Annotated in this window: 35 protein-coding genes and 1 tRNA gene; 6 read left to right on the forward strand and 30 right to left on the reverse strand. The window is 43.1% G+C overall.

Going from position 1 to position 23,355, the window contains the following annotated elements:
* Positions 1–103 precede the first annotated feature (103 nt).
* Together cofD and map are read right to left on the reverse strand one after the other, a co-directional pair.
* Positions 104–1,000: a 2-phospho-L-lactate transferase gene (cofD, locus tag ARCPR_RS07375; RefSeq protein WP_048084923.1), complete on the reverse strand. Its 897-nt coding sequence runs from the start codon at positions 998–1,000 to the stop codon at positions 104–106.
* Positions 1,000–1,857, reverse strand: coding sequence for a type II methionyl aminopeptidase (map, locus tag ARCPR_RS07380; protein WP_012940855.1), 858 nt, complete (start codon positions 1,855–1,857; stop codon positions 1,000–1,002). The genes cofD and map overlap by 1 nt, the downstream gene beginning before the upstream one ends.
* Positions 1,858–1,905: 48 nt before the next feature.
* Here map and fen point away from each other — a divergent pair, with 48 nt between their 5' ends.
* The 4 genes from fen to ARCPR_RS07400 all read left to right on the forward strand — a co-directional run bounded on the left by fen (position 1,906) and on the right by ARCPR_RS07400 (position 4,353).
* Positions 1,906–2,913, forward strand: coding sequence for a flap endonuclease-1 (fen, locus tag ARCPR_RS07385; protein WP_012940856.1), 1,008 nt, complete (start codon positions 1,906–1,908; stop codon positions 2,911–2,913).
* On the forward strand, positions 2,913–3,407 hold the full coding sequence (locus ARCPR_RS07390) for a MogA/MoaB family molybdenum cofactor biosynthesis protein (protein WP_012940857.1): 495 nt from the start codon (positions 2,913–2,915) through the stop codon (positions 3,405–3,407). The genes fen and ARCPR_RS07390 overlap by 1 nt, the downstream gene beginning before the upstream one ends.
* 37 nt (positions 3,408–3,444) lie before the next feature.
* Positions 3,445–3,528: transfer RNA gene (locus ARCPR_RS07395), tRNA-Leu, on the forward strand.
* Between the two features lie 294 nt (positions 3,529–3,822).
* Positions 3,823–4,353, forward strand: coding sequence for a tyrosine-type recombinase/integrase (locus ARCPR_RS07400; protein WP_245526129.1), 531 nt, complete (start codon positions 3,823–3,825; stop codon positions 4,351–4,353).
* Between the two features lie 201 nt (positions 4,354–4,554).
* On the opposite strand, the gene ARCPR_RS10155 is transcribed toward ARCPR_RS07400, so the two are convergent.
* From ARCPR_RS10155 to ARCPR_RS07450, 11 genes are read right to left on the reverse strand one after another with little or no spacing between them, the layout of a single operon-like run.
* The gene (locus tag ARCPR_RS10155; protein WP_012940859.1) at positions 4,555–4,677 is read right to left on the reverse strand and encodes a hypothetical protein; all 123 of its coding nucleotides are present in this window, start codon (positions 4,675–4,677) and stop codon (positions 4,555–4,557) included.
* Positions 4,678–5,016, reverse strand: coding sequence for a hypothetical protein (locus ARCPR_RS07405; RefSeq protein WP_012940860.1), 339 nt, complete (start codon positions 5,014–5,016; stop codon positions 4,678–4,680).
* Positions 5,017–5,030: 14 nt separating this feature from the next.
* The gene (locus tag ARCPR_RS07410) at positions 5,031–6,617 is read right to left on the reverse strand and encodes a DUF2341 domain-containing protein (protein ID WP_012940861.1); all 1,587 of its coding nucleotides are present in this window, start codon (positions 6,615–6,617) and stop codon (positions 5,031–5,033) included.
* Positions 6,618–6,647: 30 nt separating this feature from the next.
* Complete coding sequence (locus ARCPR_RS07415) at positions 6,648–7,244, reverse strand: hypothetical protein (RefSeq protein ID WP_012940862.1); 597 nt, start codon at positions 7,242–7,244, stop codon at positions 6,648–6,650.
* 10 nt (positions 7,245–7,254) lie between these two features.
* Entirely contained in the window at positions 7,255–8,430 is a 1,176-nt protein-coding gene (locus ARCPR_RS07420; RefSeq protein WP_012940863.1) for a baseplate J/gp47 family protein, read from the reverse strand.
* On the reverse strand, positions 8,427–8,780 hold the full coding sequence (locus ARCPR_RS07425; RefSeq protein WP_012940864.1) for a contractile injection system sheath initiator: 354 nt from the start codon (positions 8,778–8,780) through the stop codon (positions 8,427–8,429). Before ARCPR_RS07425 ends, ARCPR_RS07420 begins: the two co-directional genes overlap by 4 nt.
* 36 nt (positions 8,781–8,816) lie before the next feature.
* Positions 8,817–9,347, reverse strand: coding sequence for a hypothetical protein (locus ARCPR_RS07430; RefSeq protein ID WP_012940865.1), 531 nt, complete (start codon positions 9,345–9,347; stop codon positions 8,817–8,819).
* Positions 9,344–10,213, reverse strand: coding sequence for a hypothetical protein (locus tag ARCPR_RS07435; RefSeq protein ID WP_012940866.1), 870 nt, complete (start codon positions 10,211–10,213; stop codon positions 9,344–9,346). Before ARCPR_RS07435 ends, ARCPR_RS07430 begins: the two co-directional genes overlap by 4 nt.
* A complete protein-coding gene (locus ARCPR_RS07440; RefSeq protein WP_012940867.1) occupies positions 10,206–10,493 on the reverse strand; it encodes a hypothetical protein in 288 nt (95 codons plus the stop codon). The genes ARCPR_RS07435 and ARCPR_RS07440 overlap by 8 nt, the downstream gene beginning before the upstream one ends.
* Positions 10,494–11,039, reverse strand: a complete 546-nt coding sequence (locus tag ARCPR_RS07445; RefSeq protein WP_012940868.1) for a phage baseplate protein — start codon at positions 11,037–11,039, stop codon at positions 10,494–10,496.
* 29 nt (positions 11,040–11,068) lie between these two features.
* Entirely contained in the window at positions 11,069–13,258 is a 2,190-nt protein-coding gene (locus ARCPR_RS07450; protein WP_012940869.1) for a phage tail tape measure protein, read from the reverse strand.
* Between the two features lie 36 nt (positions 13,259–13,294).
* Here ARCPR_RS07450 and ARCPR_RS07455 point away from each other — a divergent pair, with 36 nt between their 5' ends.
* Positions 13,295–13,735, forward strand: coding sequence for a hypothetical protein (locus ARCPR_RS07455; RefSeq protein WP_012940870.1), 441 nt, complete (start codon positions 13,295–13,297; stop codon positions 13,733–13,735).
* Positions 13,736–13,948: 213 nt separating this feature from the next.
* On the opposite strand, the gene ARCPR_RS07460 is transcribed toward ARCPR_RS07455, so the two are convergent.
* The 3 genes from ARCPR_RS07460 to ARCPR_RS07470 all read right to left on the reverse strand — a co-directional run bounded on the left by ARCPR_RS07460 (position 13,949) and on the right by ARCPR_RS07470 (position 15,223).
* The gene (locus tag ARCPR_RS07460) at positions 13,949–14,248 is read right to left on the reverse strand and encodes a hypothetical protein (RefSeq protein WP_012940871.1); all 300 of its coding nucleotides are present in this window, start codon (positions 14,246–14,248) and stop codon (positions 13,949–13,951) included.
* Positions 14,249–14,472: 224 nt separating this feature from the next.
* Complete coding sequence (locus ARCPR_RS07465; protein WP_012940872.1) at positions 14,473–14,775, reverse strand: hypothetical protein; 303 nt, start codon at positions 14,773–14,775, stop codon at positions 14,473–14,475.
* A complete protein-coding gene (locus ARCPR_RS07470) occupies positions 14,762–15,223 on the reverse strand; it encodes a winged helix-turn-helix domain-containing protein (RefSeq protein WP_012940873.1) in 462 nt (153 codons plus the stop codon). Before ARCPR_RS07470 ends, ARCPR_RS07465 begins: the two co-directional genes overlap by 14 nt.
* A gap of 139 nt (positions 15,224–15,362) precedes the next feature.
* Here ARCPR_RS07470 and ARCPR_RS07475 point away from each other — a divergent pair, with 139 nt between their 5' ends.
* Positions 15,363–15,956: a hypothetical protein gene (locus ARCPR_RS07475; RefSeq protein WP_012940874.1), complete on the forward strand. Its 594-nt coding sequence runs from the start codon at positions 15,363–15,365 to the stop codon at positions 15,954–15,956.
* Between the two features lie 22 nt (positions 15,957–15,978).
* Here the strand turns inward: ARCPR_RS07475 and ARCPR_RS07480 are convergent, their stop codons facing one another.
* The 14 genes from ARCPR_RS07480 to ARCPR_RS07540 all read right to left on the reverse strand — a co-directional run bounded on the left by ARCPR_RS07480 (position 15,979) and on the right by ARCPR_RS07540 (position 23,343).
* The gene (locus tag ARCPR_RS07480; protein ID WP_012940875.1) at positions 15,979–16,386 is read right to left on the reverse strand and encodes a hypothetical protein; all 408 of its coding nucleotides are present in this window, start codon (positions 16,384–16,386) and stop codon (positions 15,979–15,981) included.
* 10 nt (positions 16,387–16,396) lie between these two features.
* Positions 16,397–17,473 carry a DUF3383 family protein gene (locus ARCPR_RS07485; protein WP_012940876.1) on the reverse strand — a complete coding sequence of 359 codons (1,077 nt, stop codon included), beginning with the start codon at positions 17,471–17,473 and terminating at the stop codon, positions 16,397–16,399.
* A 66-nt stretch (positions 17,474–17,539) separates the two neighbouring features.
* On the reverse strand, positions 17,540–18,058 hold the full coding sequence (locus ARCPR_RS07490; RefSeq protein ID WP_012940877.1) for a phage neck terminator protein: 519 nt from the start codon (positions 18,056–18,058) through the stop codon (positions 17,540–17,542).
* A 9-nt stretch (positions 18,059–18,067) separates the two neighbouring features.
* Positions 18,068–18,571 carry a phage virion morphogenesis protein gene (locus ARCPR_RS09410; protein WP_012940878.1) on the reverse strand — a complete coding sequence of 168 codons (504 nt, stop codon included), beginning with the start codon at positions 18,569–18,571 and terminating at the stop codon, positions 18,068–18,070.
* On the reverse strand, positions 18,561–18,902 hold the full coding sequence (locus ARCPR_RS07500; RefSeq protein WP_012940879.1) for a hypothetical protein: 342 nt from the start codon (positions 18,900–18,902) through the stop codon (positions 18,561–18,563). Before ARCPR_RS07500 ends, ARCPR_RS09410 begins: the two co-directional genes overlap by 11 nt.
* A complete protein-coding gene (locus tag ARCPR_RS07505; RefSeq protein WP_012940880.1) occupies positions 18,899–19,120 on the reverse strand; it encodes a hypothetical protein in 222 nt (73 codons plus the stop codon). Before ARCPR_RS07505 ends, ARCPR_RS07500 begins: the two co-directional genes overlap by 4 nt.
* Positions 19,117–19,314 carry a hypothetical protein gene (locus tag ARCPR_RS09650; protein ID WP_148208697.1) on the reverse strand — a complete coding sequence of 66 codons (198 nt, stop codon included), beginning with the start codon at positions 19,312–19,314 and terminating at the stop codon, positions 19,117–19,119. The genes ARCPR_RS07505 and ARCPR_RS09650 overlap by 4 nt, the downstream gene beginning before the upstream one ends.
* 72 nt (positions 19,315–19,386) lie before the next feature.
* Complete coding sequence (locus ARCPR_RS07510; RefSeq protein WP_148208698.1) at positions 19,387–19,866, reverse strand: helix-turn-helix domain-containing protein; 480 nt, start codon at positions 19,864–19,866, stop codon at positions 19,387–19,389.
* Positions 19,829–20,095 carry a hypothetical protein gene (locus ARCPR_RS07515; RefSeq protein ID WP_012940882.1) on the reverse strand — a complete coding sequence of 89 codons (267 nt, stop codon included), beginning with the start codon at positions 20,093–20,095 and terminating at the stop codon, positions 19,829–19,831. The genes ARCPR_RS07510 and ARCPR_RS07515 overlap by 38 nt, the downstream gene beginning before the upstream one ends.
* Positions 20,096–20,125: 30 nt before the next feature.
* The gene (locus ARCPR_RS07520; protein WP_012940883.1) at positions 20,126–20,365 is read right to left on the reverse strand and encodes a hypothetical protein; all 240 of its coding nucleotides are present in this window, start codon (positions 20,363–20,365) and stop codon (positions 20,126–20,128) included.
* Positions 20,366–20,374: 9 nt separating this feature from the next.
* The gene (locus tag ARCPR_RS07525) at positions 20,375–20,764 is read right to left on the reverse strand and encodes a hypothetical protein (protein ID WP_012940884.1); all 390 of its coding nucleotides are present in this window, start codon (positions 20,762–20,764) and stop codon (positions 20,375–20,377) included.
* A gap of 24 nt (positions 20,765–20,788) precedes the next feature.
* The gene (locus ARCPR_RS07530; protein ID WP_048084558.1) at positions 20,789–21,589 is read right to left on the reverse strand and encodes a phage major capsid protein; all 801 of its coding nucleotides are present in this window, start codon (positions 21,587–21,589) and stop codon (positions 20,789–20,791) included.
* 19 nt (positions 21,590–21,608) lie between these two features.
* The gene (locus ARCPR_RS07535; RefSeq protein WP_012940886.1) at positions 21,609–22,010 is read right to left on the reverse strand and encodes a capsid cement protein; all 402 of its coding nucleotides are present in this window, start codon (positions 22,008–22,010) and stop codon (positions 21,609–21,611) included.
* Between the two features lie 10 nt (positions 22,011–22,020).
* On the reverse strand, positions 22,021–23,343 hold the full coding sequence (locus tag ARCPR_RS07540; RefSeq protein ID WP_012940887.1) for an HK97 family phage prohead protease: 1,323 nt from the start codon (positions 23,341–23,343) through the stop codon (positions 22,021–22,023).
* Positions 23,344–23,355: the final 12 nt, after the last annotated feature.

The following is a 23,355-nucleotide window of genomic DNA, read 5'->3' on the forward strand; positions in this document are numbered from 1 at the left end:
GGAAAGGATGGCTGTCTGAGGAATATTTTTTGTCAGAAGTGCTTAACTTTGAGATGATGAAGTCGGTACCTGCTGAGCGGTGATGAGGGGCTGGGTTTGCTGATCAAACCAAATTTAGAATAAATTCCGCCAACCTCTTAGAATCTTCAGCAGTTTTCATGATCGTGTTCGTTGCTACCACCTTTATTTCATCATACTTACCGATCAAATGTCTGTCAGCATCATCAACTACCAGAATATCCAAGAAATCTTTGTAAACATCAGCGACACCCAAAGGTGAGACTTCATACCCCTTAGCCCTCATAAACTTTCCAGCTGGACCACTAACAGCTTCATTTCCGACTATCGGAGACACCGCTATGACGGTTTTATCAATCAAGAAATTTTTGACTCCCCTAATCGAAAAAATAGGCATTATACTCGTTATCGGGTTGCTCGGACCAATTAGAACGAAATCGCATGATTTTAAAACTCTTAAAACATCTTTTGTGGCCCTAGCCCTTTCTATACCCCTAAAATAGACATCAATGACTTCCGGTTTTCCCTTTCTCTTAACCCAGAATTCCTGAAAGTGCATATCACCTTCATCTGTTACAATCCTCGTCTCCACATCTTCATCGCACATGGGTAAAACCTCTTGTTCAACACCCAGAGCCTTTCTAAGCTCTCTAGTAGCTTCTGTCAGTGTAAGACCTTTCCTTAAAAGCTCAGACCTGAAAATGTGGACAGCTCTATCCAAATCTCCTATAGCCATGAACTCATCCCAACCCAACTTCAGGAGCATTTCGTGAGTTCTAAAAGTGTCTCCCTTAATCCCCCACCACTTCTCGTCATCTATAATCCCCGCCAAAGTGTAAAGAACGGAATCTATGTCGGGACTAACTCTGTTTCCAGAAATCCAAATATCTTCAGCCGTATTAACTATAACCGCAAAATCTGCCAACTCCTTCAAACCTCTTAAGAGTTTAGGAGTTCCAGTTCCACCAGATAACACAGCTATCAAGTTATAACCCTCCCTCCACCCTCCTCAACTATAATCGTATGCTCAAATTGGGAAACCAAGCCACCGCTAACTTCGGTCAAAACGGGATAAGCTCTCAATACTCCTTGCTTTACCAGTCTTGCAAGGATTACATCGGAGACATTTACCCAGCGCTTTGCAAATGGGAGTGTCCTGTATTCATTGATTACATACTCTAAGAACTGTCTTTCCTGCTTTAGCCTCAACTTTTTAACTGCTACGAGAGAATATATCTCGCATTCACTCCTCTCTGCAACCCTTCCAACACCGTCTGTTGCGAAGGGTTCTATGGCTATTACCATCCCTTCCTTGAGTTCAACGCCCTTCTTTACTCTCACGTTGTATATTGTGGGTGGGGCATGAGCAATATAAGGTTCCAATCCGTGACCAGTTAAGTTAACAACCGGATTAAATCCAAATTCTCTGATTGTATCCTCTATTACAGCACTTATCTCTGCTGTATTCACACCAGCCTCTACAACTTCTATAGCATTCTCCAAAGCCTTCTTTGCACACTCAACAAGTTCCTCATGATCTCCTAAATCGATTGTTATAGCTGTGTCCGCTATGTAACCATCCACATGAGCTCCTATATCTATTTTAACGACATCTCCTTCCCTGAAGACTCTTTCATCATTTTTCTTTGGTGTGAAGTGCGCTGCATCGCTGTTGATAGATATATTACAGGGAAATGCGGGCTTTCCACCCAATTCAACTATCCTCTTCTCAACAAATTCTGCAATATCCAAGAGCTTAACTCCGGGTTCTACGAGCTTTACAACCTCCTCTTTAACCCTTTTAAGTATATCTCCAGCCTTTTCGTACTTCTCAAACATCGCACTCGCTTTGCAAGAAGTTAAAAATACGTTGCGATTACTTTAATTATGGGCGCTGATATAGGAGAGCTCTTGAAGAGGGAAGAAGTTGAGATAGAATACTTTTCAGGAAAGAAGATTGCAATAGATGCCTTTAACACGTTATACCAGTTCCTAGCGACAATAAGACAGCCTGACGGAACACCTTTGATGGATTCAAAGGGTAGGATAACATCTCACCTTTCAGGAATTCTTTATAGGGTTTCAAATATGGTGGAGGTCGGAATAAAGCCGATATTTGTTTTTGATGGAGAACCGCCTGAGTTCAAAAAGAAGGAGATTGAGAGAAGGAGAAAAATTAGGGAAGAAGCTGAGATCAAGTGGAAAACAGCTTTGGATATAGCTGAAGCGAGGAAGTATGCACAGCAAGCTGTGAGAGTTGATGAGTATATTATCGAATCTTCTAAGAAGCTTTTGAATTTGATGGGAATTCCCATAGTTCAGGCACCCTCAGAGGGAGAAGCTCAGGCCGCATACATAGTTAGAAAGGGTGATGCGGATTACACAGGTTCGCAAGATTACGATTCCCTTCTTTTCGGCTCGCCAAGACTGGCAAGGAATTTGGCCATAACTGGGAGGAGAAAGTTGCCCGGAAAGAACGTTTACACCGAAGTTAAACCCGAGGTGATAGACTTAGAATACAACCTGAAAAAGCTTGGAATTACTAGAGAACAGCTAATTGATATAGCTTTACTTGTAGGAACAGACTACAACGAGGGGGTTGAGGGGATAGGTGTTAAGAAGGCCTACAAGTACGTCAAGGCTTATGGAGACATATTCAAGGTTCTGAGGGTTCTGAAGGTTAAAGTTGAGGAGCCCATAGAGGAGATAAGAAACTTCTTCTTAAATCCTCCGGTGACAGATGATTACGAGATAAAGTTTAGGGAGCCCAATGTCGATGGAATAATTGAGTTTCTATGTGAGGAGCACGATTTCAGTAGGGAGAGGGTTGAAAAAGCTGTAGAGAAGCTTAGAGCCATTAAAAGCGATCAGCTTACTCTGGACAGGTGGTTTTAATGCACGAGGTTGATTTCGATATTAACTTTGGAGTTCTAACGATTTCAACTTCAAGATTTGAAAGGCACGGAATGCGGAGCAATCCTCCAGAAGATGACGACTCTGGTAGGTATCTTGTCGAGGAGTTTAATGCTAAAGCGTACATGTTAATTCCAGACGATGTGATGGAAATTAGAAGAGCTGTTTTGGATATGTTAGGAGATGTTGATGTCGTCATAACTACGGGAGGAACTGGTCTAAATCCGAAGGATGTAACGATTGAAGCAGTGAAACCTTTAATTGAAAAAGAGATAGAGGGTTTTGGAGAAATTTTCAGGTATCTCAGCTACAAGGAGATAGGAGAAAGGGCTATGCTGACGAGGGCTTTTGCTGGTATCGTCAGGGGTAAAGCTGTATTTTGCCTGCCAGGATCGTTGAACGCTGTAAAACTTGGAGCTAAGCTCATAAAGTCGCAGGTGAGACACATACTAACTCATGCGAGGGGTTTGAGGTAGCGTAACATTCATAAGCTTTCTGTAGAAACTTTGGACTGCGGGGGTTGCCGAGCCAGGAAAAGGCGCGGGGCTTAAGACCCCGTCCCGAAGGGGTCCGCGGGTTCAAATCCCGCCCCCCGCATCGAATTCTGTCAAAAATCAGTATGAACAGTTTGCTAAGAGGATAGAGCTAAAAGCTATCTCCGATGACGAAAAACAGCGATATAAGACTGTCGTTTTAAAATTTTTAGAGGATCTTTCATACAATCTTGATGATAAAGCCATTATTAATTATATAAACAAATTAAAGAAAGAATTTGCACCTAAGACCGCGAGAATGCATATCATTCGTATCAGGGCTTTTCTCAAGTTCATTGATCATCCTATTGCGAATCTAATCGAACTTCCGAAAGTTCCTAAGAGACGGAGGAGACTTGTGATTAAAGTCGAGCACGTCAGAGATCTACTCAGGGAAATTGACGAGAAGCTTAGTGGTCCCTACAGGCTCAAGCTCAAGTCGGCTGTTTTACTATCAGCCACGAGCGGATTAAGGGCTGAGGAACTCTACAAACTCAGACTTGAGGATATTGACCTTGAAAACAGAACGATTTTTGTAAGGGCTGAGATAGCCAAAGACTACGAGGATCGTGTTACTTTCTTCTCGAAAGAGGCTCAAGATGTTTTAGAGGAATATTTGAACACTTTTAAGCCTTCAAATCCCTTATTCAGTAAGAAGAGTTTACTTCATCAATTTTCAAAGCTCGACACGAGGTTAAGAATGAAGCACATGCGTAAGTTCTTCAGTCAGCAGTCTGACAGGTTAGGAATGCCCACTGCCGTGAAGAAGATATTAATGGGACACTCCACCGCTGGAGATGTTGATTTATCCCACTACGATTTCCAAGATGAAGAAGAGCTTAAAAAAATTTACGACGAATACTGGAAGAATTTTAGGATTTTAGGCTAAGCTAGGTGTGTCTGGATGCTATCAACGTCATCAATAATCAGATGATAGCATCCATCATTCTTGGGTCTCATTGGATTCGGGGATACATCTCCTCGACCCCGTTCACCGTGCACCCTCACACGGCACATCTCAAACAACATTAATGATGCGAACTTGTAAAGTTTTCTCGATTGCACTTGACAGCATTAGACAGCAAGTTTATCAAAAATATAAATTATACAGCGCTCTGATTAGGAATATTGGTTTTCCAAGCTCTTTGGCTATTTCTTCTGGTGATTTCCCCTCAGTTTTTAGTTCTTTCACTATGTCAAGCAACTTGGTCATTTAAATCACCTCGTATATTGGTGTTCCAGCTAACTTAACATACTCTTCGTTGATTTTGCCTAATTCAGCCATCAAAACAGCATTCTGGACTTCATCAGTTGTTTCTTCGAGTTTCTTCTTTATTTCTAATGCTTTCTGAGTTAATTCGGCAATTCTATTTTCTTCTTCGCTATAATCTTTCCATACCACAAACACTTGTCCAGACTCAAGGTTTACTCTAATCTCTGTTAGTGGATAGTTTGCTTCTGCAAGCTCTCTCAATTGTTTCTCATATCCACTCACTACATTTATCACTTCATCTACAATATCTCCAACAACTTCCTTACTTTCTGTTCTCAACACATATCACCTCCTCAAAATTCTAATATTTGTGGAGTTCCGAAATCGGCTGGGTCGGCGAGCTTGAGGACTTTTATATCGTCTATTTGCGTTTGGTAACCATTATTTGTTGCTGTTGAAGCTATAAAACCTATGTAGTCTCCACTGTCTTTTGTTGTTTGTGCTGAAACTTTTTCTACATCGTCTAAAAACGCTCTTACCGTGTTACCATCATAAACTATCTTGAACTTATACCATTGGCCGAGGGTGTAACTCTGACTAACTGACTCTAAAATAGAAGCATCTCCGCTACTCCAGCTTCTGATTTCTATCGCATCTTTACTTGCGGCATAATAAACAACGCTCAAACCGTTGTATGGGTTATTGATATTACTAAACTGCCCATCCCATGCGAACGCTACTTGGAAAAGTCCATCGCTAACAAGGTTAAATTTACCTTCAATAATTATCGGTGGGTTTGGTTTTGATGTGTAGATTACACTCGAAGCATCTGAAACTGACTCCAATGTTAAAACACCATCGTTTTCATTAACTCCTGTATTCTGTGTTGACCAAATCGCATCAATTTCTCCGTCCTCGAAATCATCAAATAACTCGAAAACTTGACGTGCATCCTCGTAAGCCGATTTCGTCGCTGAAGGATTCCCGTAAGCTATGTTCAACTCTGAACTTCCTGCCGTCAAATTAACCCAAATCACCGCTTTCTTATTGCTGTAATCAAACTCTTCAATCCAGAAATACAACTGCTCCTTAGCCTGATCAAACACCCTGATATCTGAACCATCCGACTTTACATTTGCCCAGAAATCACTTGCAACAGCACCCTGAGCTTTCTGCGTTCCATCAGCTGAGTAAACTGTAACGTTATTCGAGTCAATCACGACTTTGTATTGTGCGTATTCCGATGGAGTGGTTGTGATGGGAATGTTGATATATTTTGTCCACAAACCGCCACCGTTGTTATCAAACGCATTATAGCCAAAAGAAAACTGAATTATGCCCCACCTTGTCTCATTTGGGTCGTAAAACCTCGGTGCGCCGTTGTAAAAGACTATTTCGTAATCTTTGGGTGTAGTTGGAAGTTCTGTAACAGCTTTGAATCCTATATTTCTGAATATCGCTGGCTTGTCTGGTATGCTATCCCAGAATGGGGAATTGAAAAAGTCAGAAATTTTGCTTCTGGGCAAAGAGGGAATTCTATCAACGCTCAAAACACCGCTTACAATTTCTGAAGCATCGTGTTGATGTGCTGACGGTGGGTAAGTCGACGGCTTGTTCAGAATTTTATTCCAATCAACAGTCAGCTCTTGCCATCCTGAACCAGTCCCTCTGTAAATTTTATTCGTGTCCGTTGCGATGAACAACTCGGTAGTTTTCCCGCTTGCTGGCTTGTTCTCTTCTAAGTCTTGATATATTTTCGTAAGCCCAAGATTTCTTAAGAAAGTGATGATAGCAGCAATATCGTCAACGACGGCTTTGTTAAACCAATTATCGTATTCGGCTATTGGCTGTTCTCCAGCTTGGTAGCGAGCTTCTCCAGCAGGGGGTTCAACTCCTTGATCGTCCCAGCGTGATTTCTGAGTAGGAACATTGTTGCCCATGTTTTACTATGAGCTTATAGACTTTAAAAATCAAAGCAAACCAGCATAGGTTCCCGCATCAGGATTTGAATTAGCGAGGTCATTATAGCCCTTAGTTGGATCTGACGTCTCTTCTATGCTACGGTAGGTAAATGTTCCTTGTTGATACGCTTTAACTTGTACGCCAGCTGGCTTAACTGCCTTGATTAGTTCCTGAAACTCTTCGAGTGTCAATCCAGCATTGTTGAGATCCTGAAGCCATATCCAGACTTCGAATAATGCTACTTCCAAATCGTAGCGATCCCTAACTCTTACCCTACTCGTTTTCGTGTTTAGAGCGACTGCAATGATCTCCTTGATGTCGTTAATCGTTGCCATATTCGAAATCTTTGAGAATGCCAGCTTTATTCTCGCTCTGAAGTGGTCATCAGTCTCATTTTGTTTCCTCCTTACGTTAAACAGTGAAGCAATATAGTCAAGGCTCTTTCCAGTTGCAAAGTCCACTAAGTGAGCGTTTTTTATGTCGTTGACGACTTGTTCGATGTTGCTGAACTCCGAATCGACGACCTTCAGCAATTTGTAATTGTTCGAATCTGGATCCTTGCGGAAGGCTGTTGAAAGCAATCTTACAAGCTTATCTACTGCCATGCTATCGCCCTCAGCTTATCGTAACTGTGATCTTGTCATCATCAGTTACAGCGATCTCGTTGTCGGCAATTGCAATGTTTGAGGTTCCAGCAGGTGGGGAAGTCTTGCCTATTTTCACGGTTGCATCGGCTACTCCCGGAACTCTCATGACTGCTGCAACGACTTTGTTGTAGATCACATCATCTCCAAGCTCAAGCGTGTCGAAGTAGGCTTTAATTGCATCCTTGATCTCCTGCTCAGTCGCATCGGTCCCATCAGTTGTAACCTGCACGTCGATGTAAATTGGAACTTCAGTCGGTCTTTCGAAGTAAACGGTATGCGGGTTTCCGTCGATGTCGTAAGCAATGGCTGAAACGCTACCGTAAGGCTGGATTCCTGCAGGCTTGGCATCGAAAATCGCCTGAGCAACGGCTTGATCGTCGCCACCCCACACGAAAACACGAAAACTCTTAGGTGGTAGTCCACCTTCAGCAGTGTAGTCATTCATCGTATCGTTTTCTTCGATTTTAACAGATTTTACTCCTTCAACGCTTTTAACCCTCGCAACTATTGCATCAAGCGTAGCCCTACCGAGCGACTGAATCGTCGCCTTGATTCTATAACGGAATTCCTCGTCAGTTTCAGCATCTCTACCACCGCTCGTCGGTTCTGGGTTTGTGACTGACTCAATCCCCGAAATTGGATCAATGATTTTGGTGATTGTGTTTGTAGCTACATTTCCGGCTGAGCCGGGTTCGACGGCTTCAATCGGAGCATCGACACTTGTGTCTCCAGCTTTGAGAACTACCGCTTCCGTTGTTTTGAAAATTACTGATTCATCCGACGTTGCAACTCTCGTTCCAGCTGGAATTATGATATCGGAAGTTGTAGGGGTTGATCTGCTGAATGTTACGGTTCCAGTTGCCTTCCTTGCTTCAATTCTCTTATAGCCGACAAGGGCCGCAAGGAAATCTAAACTTGAGCCAGTTGCGAAATCAATGAACCCAGCATAGTAAGCATCCTCTGCCAACTGCCACAATTCATCTTCCCTCTTCGCCACGATTTCAAGGAATCTGAGCAGTCGAGAATTTTCCGATAAGTCGATGTCCTCTCCGAACTCTTGTTTTGCAAGTTGCTTTAATTCTTCCAGAATAACGCTGTAGGGCTTAGGTATGAATCCTGAAGAAGTAACGCCGTATTCGGTCATACGACCACCTCAACATCGATTTTTCCAGAATCGAGCGTGAGGTAGAGCTTGATTTTGACTTTTCTATTAGCATCAGGCTCAGAAATCTCAATTTTGTCGATAGACTTAATTTTGTCGTAGCCAGCGAGGGCTTTGCGGATTTCGTGTTCAATTAGCATTCTGTTGTAACCGCTTCGCTTAATTTTGAGCCAGTCCACACCGAAATCTGGATGAAAAGCATCTGATCCCTTAACACATTTCAGGATGTGAACTATATCCTGCTTTACCTTATCGGCTGATGAAACTGAAGGGATCCGTTTCAAGCTGTCAATAACGAGATCCCCAGTCGTGTCGAACTTGAAATCTTGCATGTAAGATTGGGGAAGAATAGACTTTAAAAAAAGAAATCAAGAGTGCTTGTGCCACTCGCCTGACTCAGCATCCACCCCTCTAATTTGCTTGAAGTCGAGATTCCCATCTACGTAAACATCACCCTTGATTGTTATCTTACCATCTTGCTGAAATTTGATGTAATTGCCTGATTTATGCTCGATCAGGAGCTCATCTTTGCCTATTGTTGGAATCGAATCGACTAATGTGAATAATCCACCGAAAACGATCGCATTGTTTAGATTAAACTTGAGGAGCTCGTTTACATCAACAGCTTCTTTATTCTTGAGCTGTTCTACGAGTTCGTATTTTGAGAACAGAACCAAAACGATATCCCCCTCAGCCGGAGAAATTACTATCGTTCCAGCGGAGGACTTCAGACAAGCTATCGGCACATCGAACAGCTCTATCTCGTTGCCTTGAATCTTATGCTTCAGCTTGACATTACACCTGAGTTTTTTCAAATCGACCTGCGTAATTATGCCCAATGCGACAGTGTTGATGTTATCGAGCTTTACATCGATCAGCTTCTTGATCTGCTCGATCATAATGGCGACACCTCCGCTTCCGTGTAATACTCCTCTCCTCTGCAAACATGCTTGAACTTTGTGACCTTGAAGTTGCCCGAAACTGTGATCGAGTTTATTTGAACGAGCGTTCCTTGCCTAATCCTCCAGTTAAAGATACAACGAACCTTGTAGGCTGATTTCTTCCCCTCTTCGCTGACATCTTGGACTTCCATCAATCCGCTTTCAGAGTCGAGAACTATTGCTTCAGCGTTGTAGTTTCTCTTGACAAAATAACCCATCCCATCCTGCCCGACGAAGACTGTGTAGAGATCGGATATCTCGCCGATTCTCGCTAAAGCCCCATCGAGTTGCAGTCCCTTGATCTTGTTACCGTTCACGAGTGGGAGAATCTGCTCGGTAAGGATTGCGTGAGGAGTCGAAGTTGTTGTTCCTCCGAAGACCATGTCTTTTTCAAGCGTAATACCCGGATCTTCTATCTTGCCAACTGGAATCCCTGCCTCAGCAAAGAGATCTTTAACAATATCTGCAATAGAGGTTCCCTTCGGATACTTCTTGCAGATCGGTTTAGCCATGAATAGTTGCTTGGTCATGTCCGAGGCTTGCAGAACAGTTTTGACGTCTGCTCCATCCCTCTCATCCCAAACCTTGTCAATCTTGCCGTAGAAAACGATCCCGTAATCGTCTTTGTAGCCAGCTTTAAGCTGGACTAGTTCATCTTTCTTGAAAGCCGATTTAGATTGTCCAAGATTGTAAACTGCTATTTCAGCGGTTCCAGCTTTACTTTCATCATCGTTCTCGATCACAAATTCTATATCTAAATCGTCAAGGGTGATGACTGTCGAGCCTACTTGTAATTCGACCATACGGTCCCAGAACTCAGGCAAACACCCACACCTCCGCAGTCTTTTCGTTTACATTCCAAGGCAGGATTACGAACAGAGTTTCATAAGTTTGCGGGTCTTTAATCTCAAACGGATTCTTTTCTACCAATTTGCCCTCAAAAACTATCTCATCATCTTCGAGCCTGCGAATCCTAAGAACTGCAAAGTTCCCTTGATAGTTCCAGCGATAGAATAGGCGATAAGCGGTATTGTTAATCTTAACGAGCTGTTTTTGTGGATAACCTAATTTTGGATCAAATGGAAGCACTTTGACCGATGGCATTTAACCACCTCCGAAACCGAATATCCCACCTAAAAACGAAACTACGCTATCTAACCAGCTCTGACTTCCTTGAGGTTGCTTTGGAGCTTGAGGGACTTGTTTAGTCTGTGGGGTTATGGCTGTATTTCCTCCCTTCGTTTCTTTATCATCGTTTTCATTCGGTGTGACCTGAAGCTGTTGAAGCGGTATCTCAGCAGTCTTAGCTTTAGCTTTCAGGATTTGCTTGACTCTCACGACAGCTCTAAACGTATTTTTCGAGCCTCCTTGGGTTATTGTAAGCTCCCTAATCACGACATCCTCGAAAACTCCAGCTTTGCAAACGAGCTCCGTCGGTTCTTTTGCCTCATAAAGCTGTTTTAAAGCCTCGATTTCATTCTCGAGCAGGGTCAAGGTTAGTTGGAACTCTGCAGGTTGGAAGAAGATGTGATCTGCCACAGGATAGCCGTCTTCTACCTTGTGTTCAGGAACAACAGCAGATTGAGTAAGATCGACAATCTCAACGGCTGTAAATTCTTGTCCACTAAGCAGAATTTTTTCTTCAGCCATGCTTTAAAAGAATAGAAAAGACTTTAAAATTAGTAAATGCCGATTGCATTGAATTTAGCGTTGAGTTTTCTTTCTACAAGCTCAGCAACTTTATCTGGGTCTTTGACACCCTCAATTTTGATCTCGATCTTTGGAACTTGGATTGTCTTGTGCTCATGCTTAATTTGGTAGTTCGCAGGTTGATGAATTACAGTTTGAGTTGAGCTAACGAGCTGTGAAGGTGTTGGCGTTATCCTCGTCAATTCGTGGGTTATTTCAGGTTTAACGACATGGGTTATAGTCTTTGCAAGGTTAATCCCAACCCCGATAGGTGTTAAACCGAATGTAAATTCTACAACCTTACCAACTGGGCTTTTCGTGATAAATTCCCACGCCTGCTCGATTTTCGTGATAAACTCGTCGATCTTTGCGATGATCCAGCCGATTGTCCTGTCCCATAATGATTTAATTGCTGTCAAGGCTGAAGAAGTAGCTGATCTCAATTTGTCAATGTGTGTAACCAAATACACAATTCCTCCAACTGGACCAAGTAGTATATACTTCAGCGGTCCCATCCTATCGATGGCTTGTTGGATCCAATGTATCGCCCCACCAATGGATTTAGCAAGCCAATCAAAGCCCTGTCTTAGCCAGTCTATAGCGTTTCCAACAGCTTCAGCTATAGGCTTAAGGAAGGGGTGCTTTTCCGATAGCCAATCCAAAGCCCGCTTTAGCCAACTGTGCTCCCAACCCTTCACCATGATGTCCTGCAAGATCAGAATCACACTAATTAACGCTCCAATTCCCGCTATCAGCGGTAACAACGGAACTGATAAACCCATTAAACCTACTTGAGCCGTAAATAGTGCCCTTGCAAAACCGAATATTGCACTTATGCTTGATTTGAAGCCTTGCACAGCTAAAAGCTTCAAAGCACCTCCCAGCGATAGTGTTTCAGCCGAAGTTTGAAGCTCTACAAGCCCCAATGTTGCTAAATGCCCGATAAGATCAATCAGTTTAGCCCTAAGTAAAATTGCTCCACCACCAACGAGCATCAACATCGTTGAGAATGCAATTCCAACACCTATTACATTCTGGATTGGCTCTGGCAATTTCGTGAATGCATCGGCTAAAGCTTCGACAAGTTTGACGAATGGTCTCACCAACGGAACCATTGCTTTACCGATATGTGCCCCAACTATCATTAAGCTCGTTTTAAGCTTCTCAAGTTCAATGTGTAAAGTTTGTAAAGCTCTTGAAGCTTCTCTCGCTGCAGAGCCTTGAGAGTGTAGGGCTGTATTCGTAGCATCCATGACTATGTTCCACTTGTCAAACAAAGCGTATAGCATCGAAACCCTTCCACCTACAGTTATCTCATTGGCAATCGCATGTCGTAACTCGTCGTTTAGTGAATGCCATCTTTTGGCTAAATCTCTCATAATCTCTGATGCTGATCTGAATTCTCCGTTTGCTTTTTTAACTTGAACTCCAGCCTGCTCAAGTAATTCTGCAACATTATCTTCGTAAAGCCGTGAAAACGTATAAGCTAAGAAGTTTCCAGCTTCTCCTGCCTGATAACCTGCTGAATGAAGGGCTGTTGCATAACCTATTAGTTCCTCAAATGTAACACCGTATTGGTGAGCTACACCTGCAGCTTCTTGTAAGCTTTGAGCTAACTTAACGGAATCCGTTGCGAAGTTATTTGAAACCTCGTTTAAAGCATCGACAACCCTAATAGCATCTTCAGCTTTTAAATTAAAACCGTTGAGGATATACGTTAGATATTCCGTTGCCTGCCTTGCATCCAAGTTTTCAGCCGTAGCCCAAAGTAATGTCGCATTCGTCAGCTTTTCAAGTTCTTCCTCCGTGTTTTTACCCTGCCTCGCCCAGAGTTCCATTACTCCCAAAATATCTTCAACGGACCTACCGTAATACTTAGCCATAGCTTCAGCCGATCTTTGGATTCTCTCGAAATCTCTGTCAGATGGCATTACTTTCTTCAAATTGACAAAAGCTTGCTCGAAATCAGCGAATTGTTTCACAGCTAAACCTATACCTGCTTGTCCAACTGCTCCGACTCCAGCCATGTATTTGCCCAATTCTTCAAGAGAGTCGTTCATTTGCTTGATTTTCTTAACAGCTTCGTCCGTAGCTTGATTTACTTGTGATAGTTTGCGATAGAAGTCTGAATCGTTGAGTTTGATTGCGATGTAAATTGCCCTAAGGGCTGTTCCAAGCATAGCAAACTATTTCAAGACAGACTTTAAAACGAGATCATGAAGTTGTTAGGCAAATTCTTGATAGGGCTTGTCTTGATTTTTGTGTTGTTAATTTTCGCAGGTGCCGTATTTCAGATCCAACAAGAGAATGAGGTGAAAAATGCGAAAACTGAGCCCTACACCGTCGTTAATTTTTGGTCGGCTCATCAGCCAACAGCAAAAAGATTTTCTGAAAACATACTAACGAAGACAACGGACCACGATCAGATATTGCTAATTGCCAAAAAAGAAATTCTACGACTAAAAGACGAATACGATGCTGATATCGTTTGGATAAACATAGGCCCTGAGGTATGGGAAGATAACCCCAAGATCCTAAAAAAAGAGGCAGCTAAAATTATCTGGTTCAAGTTTGATGCTGAACCGAAGCCGTCAGTTAATGGATACAACTATGTTGGTGCTTTTGCTGGAGGAGATTTATACGTTTTATGGAGTTAGCGGAAAGTAAACAAATATTTTTTATCTTGCGATGCCTGACTAATTTTTTGGTTCTTCAAAGCTTTTGCTTGTTCTTCAGCCAAGATTTTGAAGTATATCGTCCATTTCAACAGCTTCTCGTGATCCCATTCAAGGATCTCATCTACATCCTTGTGAAGCTGATGAGCGATGTAAAATATGTGAAAATCATTCCTTACATCTTTTTCAAGCCGTTCAACCCATTGCGAGTCGAAATAGTTTATTTAAGCCAGATATCTCCATTGCTTTCGCGATTAATTCAGCTTGAATTGAAGCATCCATCTCATCCCAAAGCTCGTCAAAGTTTTCCGGCGGTTTTGGATCGACAACAATCGCTTTAATCAACTCTTTCTGGATTGCTTGCACATCGTTGGGATGTTTGTTCAGAATCTCTCTCAATTCCCTCGCTTTCAAGCTCTTTCTGATCTTGAAAACTTCTCCTGCAATCACAACAGTTTCAACTTCCTCTTTTGCTTTGAAACGTTCCCAAGTCATAAAAAGCCCCTCACAGGCAGACTTTAAAAACCCCAGTCAAGCATAAACCCACTTTACGGTGATTCCTCTACTGGCTTCTTTTTCTTTAGATTCTTTAGAATGATTGTTGCAACTTCCTGACTCGCAAAATTTTGCGAAATATTTGCGTTAAGTTGTAGAAAAAGAAATAGTCGCTACTGAAAAAATTAATGCTACTGATGTGTTTTAAAAATAAAGATAAAAAATTATTCGAGTGATTTTTCAGATTCTGTGATCTTCTTGAGTCTTTTTACATGGGAATTCATCCATTCTGCTATGGACACAAACTGATTGGGGCTCATTCGCACGTCTACTAGCAATTTTCTGACCACTTTACCAACTCTCATTTTTCCAGGGACTTTCTCATCCATTTCTGGTTCTAATAGATCCACATAGAAAATCATTCGCCCTTCTATCGGATCTACTCCTCCAAACACCCCATTGACGTATATCACTTTATACTCTGGATCCTTGACAATTTCAATTGGTGGAATCTTACTTTCCTTCATAAATACCACCTACTGCAGAATTCATAACCAATTTTTCAATAGTCTGCTCAGTTTTCGATGAATCGTCGCATTCATAGCTATTCCGCAACGGTGAAATCAGCAATGTCTTTAGAATTTCCTCTTTTGGCATGATTGAGTAATACAGCACTTCAAGGAAGTCCTTACCAAACTCTGTTGCTGCGTAGAACGCTCTACCTCTGTAGCCCACATCACATAGATTCTTAGCGAACTTTTTTACTAGACCTGCCGAGGTCAAGCTCTTAAGTATTCTGTCGAGTTCTTGTGGGTGCGCGCCGAAGATATCCTTAATCTTATTGAAATTCATTTCACCTTCTTTAACTAAAGCTATGAATACTGCCCACCTCTTGTCATCAGATAAAGCTTTGACAGCTCCCCTTAGTTCTTCGGGCACCTCCGATGCATACCTCTCAACTACTTCCTCTCTCATAATCTCTCATTTTAAGTCACAATTTCATGATTTATTAAATTTTCTATGTTATGCAAATATATCGTATGGCACACTTTGCTCACGTATCTGTGATTCAACAACGAAAGATTAAATTACCCCTTGTGAGTTGTTTGAATTAATGGATGATTTCAATAAAAGATATAAATCCAAAGAAGAACGATCGATTCTAAAGTATAAAGATAAACTTAAGATAGGAATATTTGGATCTTTCGCGGGTGATAGATTTAAGAAATTGGAGAGCTTAAAAAATTACCTAAAAAAGAAGGGCTATACGAATGTTAGATTGTCTACTGATTTTGAAAAAGAATTTCCACGAGAACCTGATGAAAGCAAGGTCGAATATAATAGAAGACTAAGCGAGATAATCATAGATTGGTGCGATGTATACATATTTGTCTTCTTTCGTGAGGAAAAATATCCCGATGACGTGAATCTCAATCAGTCTGCCTCCATGGAACTAGAAAGAGTCTATACTTTGTATAAAGACAAATTTAACAATGGAGAAAAATTTCTTATAATATATTCAGAGAAAAAGTGTAGGGATCAAATGCGATCAGTTTTCAAGGGTTTAGCAATAAGAGAAACTAAAAGTGGTATATGGGAGTGGGAGGAGTTTGAAAATATAGGAGATATATTCGAGAATGCCTCAAGATTTTGTTTTAGGTGCCTTAGGAAAATGTTTGGAGGATTCAGAGAGGCGGCAACACCTTAAAAATGAAATATAGGAGCTTAAGTCACTCCATCTTGAAGCCAGTTCCCCAGAACTTCCATGTCAGCTTTGGGTTCTCCGCCTCGGGCTTTGCTTCTGGGAAGAAGAAGTAAGTCTGATCCAACGTTATGGAGTTAAAGCCCGTCACGTTCGGATCCTTAGAAGTTATCACAACCTGAACTGCTTTCTTTGCCGAAGCGATGTTCATTAGCTGAGCGTTATTCTTGCTCGATGCGAGCAATGTGACCTCTCCCTCGTAGTCGTTATCCTCCGTGATAGAGACGGCAACGGTCTTTTTAGTCCAATCTTTGACCGGTTTGACATTCTCGGAGTCCTTAGGAGTGAAAGCGAATTCCAGAACCCCCTCAACCTCGTTCCCGTCTATAAATATGCTAACATCCTTAATTCTTAACTCAACAGCTCCCTCAGCCATTTACACCACCTCAGAGTGTTATAATCAGGTCGAGCGTTATCTTGCTGATCGCTCCGCTCAGGTAAGCGGTTACCTTGACATTCTTGAGAATTCTTGCCGCTTTGTCAGAATCGCTTATGTCATCGTAGTTAGGCATCTGTACCTCGTATCCTCTAACGAGATTACCATTCGCATCCACGTAATCCTCTCTCAAGGCTCTTTGAGCCTGAGCAACTCTCAAAACCTTCTCAATAGTTGCTTTAATCATGCTAAGGCCCTGTGGCGTGTACGGGATCTTGGATCCCATGTTTGCAAGTTTGAGCTTCAGATTGATCAGAGCATTCCTTATCTCCGTCACGAGATAAGCTTTCGTTCTTGGAACATCAATCCAACTCCCATCCAGAGATTTGGCAGTAGAGATCACAGCTTTTCCGATTTCAATGATCGTGGCGATGTTATTCTGTTCGAGCTGATCAACTTCACTCGCCTTGTAGCCAGCCGCATTGACCCCCTGCACATTGTACCACTCGCAGGGGATCCAAGGCTGGAGCTTACTTATGACTCCTGCAATTGCACCGCTGAGTTCTCCAGGAGTTAGATTAGTATCGTCGTGAGCTACTGCGAAGACGTACTCGTTTGCGGTCAGGGCCAAGAAGTTTGAGGTTACTGTAGCCGCATCTCCTATCGAGGCCAAAACGAGAACCTTATGGTAGGTTCCAGCGTGATTTACGAGTTTTGAAGCGTTAGCATCGCTTGCATCGATAGTCGCAACCATTATGTCGTAATCTACTTTTTTGTCCTCCAAATCGGCAAGAACTGTATCGTAGTCCGCAACAGCGTTCCCGGTTCCGTCATCTTTCATCGCATTAACTGCTTTAACCCTCTGCACTCCTTGAGCGAAGACTTTGGCAGTTGCTTTGGATATCGGGCTGTCGGGGCCGAAGTCAGCCTCAACTTCGCTTTGTGAGTAATAGGTCTTGACTTGATTGAATAGATCGAGCTTGTTCGGATCCTCACCGATTACAATGACTTCTCCGTAGGTTTCGCTGGGAGCTGCAAATGTTGCATCCTGTAGGTTGATAGTTATTGCACTCTCAGCCGTTGGCATTCTTAATCACCTCTCCTAATTTTTCTGCCATGAAATGGAGAATTAGACGAGACTTTAAAAAAGAAGTTAGGATTGAGTTTCAACCGTAGTTTCGACTTCTTCGATCGTCTTGACTATCTCCTCCCACGAAACGGCAAACTTGCAGACCACTTCTATTACTCTCCTGTAGATGTAGTAATCTTCGACGAAATCGAGATTTCGTGGCGGTAGAACCTCGAAAACCGTCACATCCGTCAAAGTCAAATCCTTCTTCGCCCACAACCATAGATAATTCTGGAGCTGGGCGATACGCCTAACATCGTTGTCATAGACATTCAAATCGAAGCTCTGCCTAATCACCACACCCTTCGTGTACTCTATATCCCCGTCCAGATTCAGGCCGATCTTGAGTATCTCGTTAAGAGGCGTGTTGGTCCTATCGATAACCGGTTCGAGAAAGTTGATCACAACAAATGGAAATCGTGGCTTTTCTTTTTGAAAGACTTGATTTGCCCGATAAACTTCAATGGTTACCGCTTGACCTTCATATTCAAAGCTCTTCGGGATCTTTCCGTAGAGTTCATCCCAAATTAGCGCTTCGAGCATGGTCCCACCTTAAAGCTTAACGACAAACCTCTCAACAACCGCTTTGATGCCCCCGTCGATCAACCTCTCGATCTCTTCTTTGTTTTTATCGAAACCCAGCCTTAGAAATGATCTTTGCGAGATTGTGATGTGTTCCGTGTCTTTTCTCAGATGCAGCCCTTGAGCGTGCAAGAATTTTCTCATCTTCTCGGTAACTTTTATCTTGCAGCCGAACTCGTGGACCGATGCTATTAGAGCCTCTTCTCCAAAAACGCCAACCTTAACCGTATTCCCCTCAACCTTATGAGTAATCGAGTTTCTCAGCTTACCCGTGTCAATCAACGGCTTTTCAGACTTCTTCCGCTGGATTGTGAACGGATGCAATTTAGGCCATTCCGATGGAGTTTCAGTTATGAGTTCCTTGATCTTACCTTCAAGGATGGATCCCGCTAACCTCAAGATTCTCTCTTTCTCTTTAGGAAGGGCGTTAAGCAGTCGTGGGATGTTATTTCTGTCGTGAATTTCAACCGTCATGCTCTTCACCGAGAATAGCGACCTTATATCCGTTGATTCCTACAGCTGTGTGATTCTCGAAGGTCTTTATATGGTACCTCTTGCCGTCGATCTCCACCATATCTCCAACATCGATGCTCTCATCGGGCCTGAAGTAAGCCTTAAGCTGGACCTTGGCGTATCCCAAATCTCTCCAATAGGTTAGCTCCTCTTTGCTGAGGGACTGGACAATCGCTTTTGTTTGAATTGGATCGGATTCTGTCCTCTGAATTATGCCGTTGTTGTTTACCTCCTGTATTTTGATTATTTGAACGGGATATCCACGTTTTTCAAGAATATGCTCAAAGCTCATAGTATCATCCTCACAGCTAAAGCTGTTGCTCCCAAACCGAACAGATACTCGACAATATCGCCGAGAAAGTTTGCAGGCTTTTCTTTGCCAGCCTTGTAAATGTGCTCAACGATTTCGTAGAAAATGAAGATTACGAAAACTATCGGCATGAAGAAGCTTACCGCTCCAGCAACAGTATGTCCAAAGCTCCTCTTATCGTCAAAAACTTCAACCTTCACGTTTTATCCCCTCCTGCAGCTCTCGATGCAAAGTAAAAGCCCAGCACGAGCATCACGATGTCTTTGTCGATCGTACCAGTCTTGATGAAATAGCCAAAAACGATAGTTAATGCTATGATAGCTCTAATGCTCCCTCGTGGCATCCATAACGGCGCATTTCTACGTAATAGCTCGAATCTTCCTCTTTCACTCATAATCGCATACGCCAAAACGGACTTTAAAAGTGGCCGGCTCAAAATTAGTGGCCCACAAGTGTGGGTCAGAAATTAGATCAGCGATGTGGTGAACATTCGAAGTTTGCCACACCTTATCTCGAATATCATCTGGTCCTCCAGAAGTTTGTTAATGTATTTCATAGTCGTTCTCCAGTTCCAGTTCATCGCATCCTTGACCTGCCTGATTGTTACAACCTTGTTATCCCGGATAAACCTCAGCACCTTCATCACATTTTCTTCACGAATTTCCAGCAGGCCCTCTGGACGTCCCCGTATCTTCAACTTGGCCCCGATCTCATCCAAGAATTCTTCGATCTCCTCTTGAGTATACTTCAGCTCAGTCGGAACGATGAGCGTTCTCCTCCCGAATCTGAAAACAGCGATTAATCCATCCCGTTCAAGAGCCCTAAGTCTTTGAGGCAGGTTGGAACTCCCCTTCAAATTCTCCAAACCGAAGTACTCTTTCAAAGATTTGTAGGTTGCACAACCGAGCTTATGAATAGCTTCCAAAACCTCCTCCTGTGTTGGCAATGCCAAACACCTTCTCTTTCTCCTTCTTTATATCTTCCAAATCTTTCTCAAACTTAAGACGACGTAAAATCCGGCTACAATCTTCTTTTGTGGGTCTGAGAATCACATCGCCGACTTGAGGCTTTATTCTTTGATCGTAAACGATGATGACTTGAACATGGCTATCATAAACTTCTTCAAAGAATTTCTTAGCGATCTTGAGAAGTTTTAGAAATTCTAAATCTTGCATGGCTATCTTTTGCCAAGATAATTAAAATAGTTACTGCTTAAACAGGAACGGCAACAATGCACAGAATACGACAACAATTATGCCTACGACAGAACCCATTATTTTGAAGTATGTTTTATGTCTTTCTTGAGTCGTTTTTAGGTTACCTATTTCTTCGTCGTGAGTTCGTATCGTGCCATTTATCTTTTTTAAGTGCTCTAATATTTGATTTTGAGTGCCCTTAATCTCTCCGAGTGTCTCGAAGAGCTTAGCAACCATTTGTTCATCCATTCCTACACCTCAGGGTGCTACGGCCCTATACCTAACATTGCGGACGAACCACATTTGTAAAGCCTGTTCTGCGCTCTGCTCCATTATTTCAACCCATTCCCGTATCGTTTTCGTGTTCTGAGAATAATCCTCTCTTAGCTCGCCAATAGAATAGCTGAGGGGCTGATCTGATTTGCCCGTAATGGACCATTTAAGCACATCGATGCAAACCTTGTTCAAAAGCCATTTCTTGAGTAAAGCTTGGTTAGGAGCGGTTGTTAGATCCTCCACCTTGATTATGTCTTTCAGTTCAGCCTCTCTTTCGTCAATAAAAGATTGAACGGTAGCATCATCTGGTTCGGTGGCAAAAGCTTGTCCTAAAGCCGTTCTAACGTCGGAAACTGTTACCAGTGTGGTCATTGCGACCCCCTAAAAAATTAGAGGTTAGATCCCTGTGATAACACAGATAGCGCTCGGTCTCACGACACCAACGCCAAAGCGCTCGAAGACATTGATCAGATAGCTCTGTGACTTCTGTTCGTATGTTGGCCCTTCAACACTAATATCCTCAGCCAGCACTAACAATCCAGCATTCTTCGTATCCAGAACGAGGGCTTTGGTGGAGTCTATCTGCGGAGTTCCGACGATCTTCAGCCCCAAGCTCTCGATTAGTTCGGTGTACGTTACCTTCGCATTTGCAACGGCGAGCTTTCTCAACTCCGCTATCTTGCTTGGATGCAAAACGATTACATCAGGTCTGTACAGGTAGTTTTCCTCAAGCTTTGCAACTGCACTATTTACATCCTCGTAAGGATCGGCCGTGTCAGAGCTCCAGCTTGCAGAGGCTGGAACACTATCACCAGCGCCGTTCGTCAGTGTGTCCAATATTCTCTTATCTTCCTCCAGTGCTACAACTCTCGCAGCATCCTTGGCGAGGTTTGCGATGGACATTATCTTGTTTGCAAGGTTCTCCTCTCTCGTAACCTTGAAGGCTTTTCCAATCTTCTTGATTTCAATCGTTGCCTCTTCGAATTTTATGCCTTCAAGTGGGAACTCTGCGCCTTCGGGAATCTCGGCAACTTCGCTGAATCCTGTGAACTTCCTGTACTTGTAAACCTGAGTTCCGGGCGAAACTTTCTCAATCGTAACGAGCTGTCTTCCGACTCTAACGTTCAGGGCTTCCTGAACGACAAGATCCGATATTACTTGCAAAACCTCGGCCGGCAAAACTTGGCTCGTTATCACGGTCAACTAAATCACCTCCTCATAGCGTGAGCTTAACCAAAATCTTATCTCCGTCAGCCGAAGCGGACGTGAGAGCTATGCCGATTATTTTCGTGGCATCATCGACATCGACAGTATTTCCAGCGGAATCTGTGTAAGTCTTGGTGGCAGAGAACTTTGCAACCTTGCCTCCCGCAGCGGACTGGACCTTGTCACCTGCAGCTATTGCTCCGGCCGCAACAACTTCGACGACTCCCTCAGTAACAATTGTAACATTCTCTCCGGCATTGGCATTGATTAGAGCAACTCCGATGACTTTGCTCGAAGCTCCGCCAGTTGGGGCTACAGTTTTATCGCCTGTAAGCTCGACTACCTGTCCGGCTGTAATGTCAGCGCCGGCGGTAAGCGGCAGATACTTCCCTTCCGGATATACCTCAACCATTCACACCACCTCACTCTAATCCTACAATCTTCCTCAACTCCTTGTACTTCCTCACGTCGACCTTGCCAAACGGAGAATCGATGAATTCCGGCTCGTCGAGAACAGTCTTAACCTTCTCAGCGACCTGCTTCGTGGAAAGAGCCTTATCGGCTAAGTCTGCGTACAACAGCTTCAATTCAATCACGTTCGCTTTCTTAAGCTCGGTTTCGTCGATTTCTGTCTTCGTGATCTTAGATACGTTCTTGATCTTCTCGATGAGCTCTGCTTTCTCTTTTTCCTCGTATTCTGCGAGCTTAGCCTTAAGCTGCTCGTTTTCTTCTCTGAGTCTCTGGTTCTCTGCTTCGAGCTCTTTCACTTTAATCTCTAACTCCTTCATGCCTTCATCAGCGGAAATCAGACTTTTTAAATCAAGATGCCCGTCGAGAATCTTGTAGAATATGAACTCCGGAATCGCTCCACCGCATTTTATTCTCAGTTCCTCGAGCATGTGGAACTCTGGGGGTTCCCTGCCGAATTCTTTGTAGTGAGCGGCGAGATGGTTGTAAACGGGCCTTCTATCCGAACTTGGAATATCGACACCGCCACGAGCTCCGAATAAAGCTGCCATTGCTGCTACAACTCCTCTCCAGACTACAGCATGAGTCCTTGGATCATGATGCGGTAACTTGAGATCTGTGAATCTCTTAGGAGGATTCTCAGGAGCCCAAGCGAAGTGTCCGGCTATCGATCTCTTCTCCTCAGTACTCAGCTCGTCCCAAGACTTGTCGGTAAAATCGCTCAAAGTTGGCTTTTTCCATGAGCTTTTGTCGTCTTTGCCGTATTTCCAAGGATGGCTCGGGACTACACCCTTGGTTAGCTCAACGCCTCCATCTTTATTCAGCATTTTCTCATAAACATCTTCTACAATAGCTTCAGGGTTAGCAGGAACCCCGACCAGAGATATTTCTAAGATTTTTAGACGAGTTATCTTATTACCCTGTCTTTCAAGAATCTTGAAGCCAATGCTGAAGGCATCGAGAAATCTCTCCTTGAGGGATTTGTAAACCGTCTCAAATAGCGGATGGGCTTTGTTCAGCATTAGTTTGACCCACAATTTGCCGTTGCGAACTTCGGCTTCGACAATCTTGCCGATCGGGATGTCGTCGTATTTGTGATTGAGAAATACTTTGTTGTACGGCTCCTGTGTGAGTTCCTTAGCTGCCTGCTCGAGAGCTTCTTCGGTGATTATGTCGCCGTCGAGATCTTTGACTGCCGCTGAAGCATAGCCTTCTACGTAGACATTTTTGTCGTCGCTGAGCTCAGATACGCTCAAATCTTTAACTACCAGTTCCATGAAAAATTAGCA

This window comes from Archaeoglobus profundus DSM 5631 (assembly GCF_000025285.1).
GTDB lineage: Archaea > Halobacteriota > Archaeoglobi > Archaeoglobales > Archaeoglobaceae > Archaeoglobus_B > Archaeoglobus_B profundus.

Coding starts and splice junctions, on each gene's coding strand:
- ARCPR_RS07535 (WP_012940886.1), bottom strand. CDS start 22,010: ATGGTTGAGGTATATCCGGAAGGGAAGTATCTGCCGCTTACCGCCGGC.
- ARCPR_RS07455 (WP_012940870.1), top strand. CDS start 13,295: ATGAAGTTGTTAGGCAAATTCTTGATAGGGCTTGTCTTGATTTTTGTG.
- ARCPR_RS07500 (WP_012940879.1), bottom strand. CDS start 18,902: ATGAGCTTTGAGCATATTCTTGAAAAACGTGGATATCCCGTTCAAATA.
- ARCPR_RS07475 (WP_012940874.1), top strand. CDS start 15,363: ATGGATGATTTCAATAAAAGATATAAATCCAAAGAAGAACGATCGATT.
- ARCPR_RS07390 (WP_012940857.1), top strand. CDS start 2,913: ATGCACGAGGTTGATTTCGATATTAACTTTGGAGTTCTAACGATTTCA.
- ARCPR_RS10155 (WP_012940859.1), bottom strand. CDS start 4,677: ATGACCAAGTTGCTTGACATAGTGAAAGAACTAAAAACTGAGGGGAAA.
- ARCPR_RS07425 (WP_012940864.1), bottom strand. CDS start 8,780: ATGCAAGATTTCAAGTTCGACACGACTGGGGATCTCGTTATTGACAGC.
- ARCPR_RS09650 (WP_148208697.1), bottom strand. CDS start 19,314: ATGAGTGAAAGAGGAAGATTCGAGCTATTACGTAGAAATGCGCCGTTA.
- ARCPR_RS07415 (WP_012940862.1), bottom strand. CDS start 7,244: ATGGCAGTAGATAAGCTTGTAAGATTGCTTTCAACAGCCTTCCGCAAG.
- ARCPR_RS07465 (WP_012940872.1), bottom strand. CDS start 14,775: ATGAAGGAAAGTAAGATTCCACCAATTGAAATTGTCAAGGATCCAGAG.
- ARCPR_RS07410 (WP_012940861.1), bottom strand. CDS start 6,617: ATGGGCAACAATGTTCCTACTCAGAAATCACGCTGGGACGATCAAGGA.
- ARCPR_RS07490 (WP_012940877.1), bottom strand. CDS start 18,058: ATGCTCGAAGCGCTAATTTGGGATGAACTCTACGGAAAGATCCCGAAG.
- ARCPR_RS07430 (WP_012940865.1), bottom strand. CDS start 9,347: ATGATCGAGCAGATCAAGAAGCTGATCGATGTAAAGCTCGATAACATC.
- ARCPR_RS07515 (WP_012940882.1), bottom strand. CDS start 20,095: ATGCAAGATTTAGAATTTCTAAAACTTCTCAAGATCGCTAAGAAATTC.
- ARCPR_RS07470 (WP_012940873.1), bottom strand. CDS start 15,223: ATGAGAGAGGAAGTAGTTGAGAGGTATGCATCGGAGGTGCCCGAAGAA.
- ARCPR_RS07450 (WP_012940869.1), bottom strand. CDS start 13,258: ATGCTTGGAACAGCCCTTAGGGCAATTTACATCGCAATCAAACTCAAC.
- ARCPR_RS07485 (WP_012940876.1), bottom strand. CDS start 17,473: ATGCCAACGGCTGAGAGTGCAATAACTATCAACCTACAGGATGCAACA.
- fen (WP_012940856.1), top strand. CDS start 1,906: ATGGGCGCTGATATAGGAGAGCTCTTGAAGAGGGAAGAAGTTGAGATA.
- ARCPR_RS07420 (WP_012940863.1), bottom strand. CDS start 8,430: ATGACCGAATACGGCGTTACTTCTTCAGGATTCATACCTAAGCCCTAC.
- ARCPR_RS09410 (WP_012940878.1), bottom strand. CDS start 18,571: ATGACGGTTGAAATTCACGACAGAAATAACATCCCACGACTGCTTAAC.
- ARCPR_RS07525 (WP_012940884.1), bottom strand. CDS start 20,764: ATGACCACACTGGTAACAGTTTCCGACGTTAGAACGGCTTTAGGACAA.
- ARCPR_RS07520 (WP_012940883.1), bottom strand. CDS start 20,365: ATGGATGAACAAATGGTTGCTAAGCTCTTCGAGACACTCGGAGAGATT.
- ARCPR_RS07440 (WP_012940867.1), bottom strand. CDS start 10,493: ATGCCATCGGTCAAAGTGCTTCCATTTGATCCAAAATTAGGTTATCCA.
- ARCPR_RS07480 (WP_012940875.1), bottom strand. CDS start 16,386: ATGGCTGAGGGAGCTGTTGAGTTAAGAATTAAGGATGTTAGCATATTT.
- map (WP_012940855.1), bottom strand. CDS start 1,857: ATGTTTGAGAAGTACGAAAAGGCTGGAGATATACTTAAAAGGGTTAAA.
- ARCPR_RS07540 (WP_012940887.1), bottom strand. CDS start 23,343: ATGGAACTGGTAGTTAAAGATTTGAGCGTATCTGAGCTCAGCGACGAC.
- ARCPR_RS07445 (WP_012940868.1), bottom strand. CDS start 11,039: ATGGCTGAAGAAAAAATTCTGCTTAGTGGACAAGAATTTACAGCCGTT.
- ARCPR_RS07460 (WP_012940871.1), bottom strand. CDS start 14,248: ATGACTTGGGAACGTTTCAAAGCAAAAGAGGAAGTTGAAACTGTTGTG.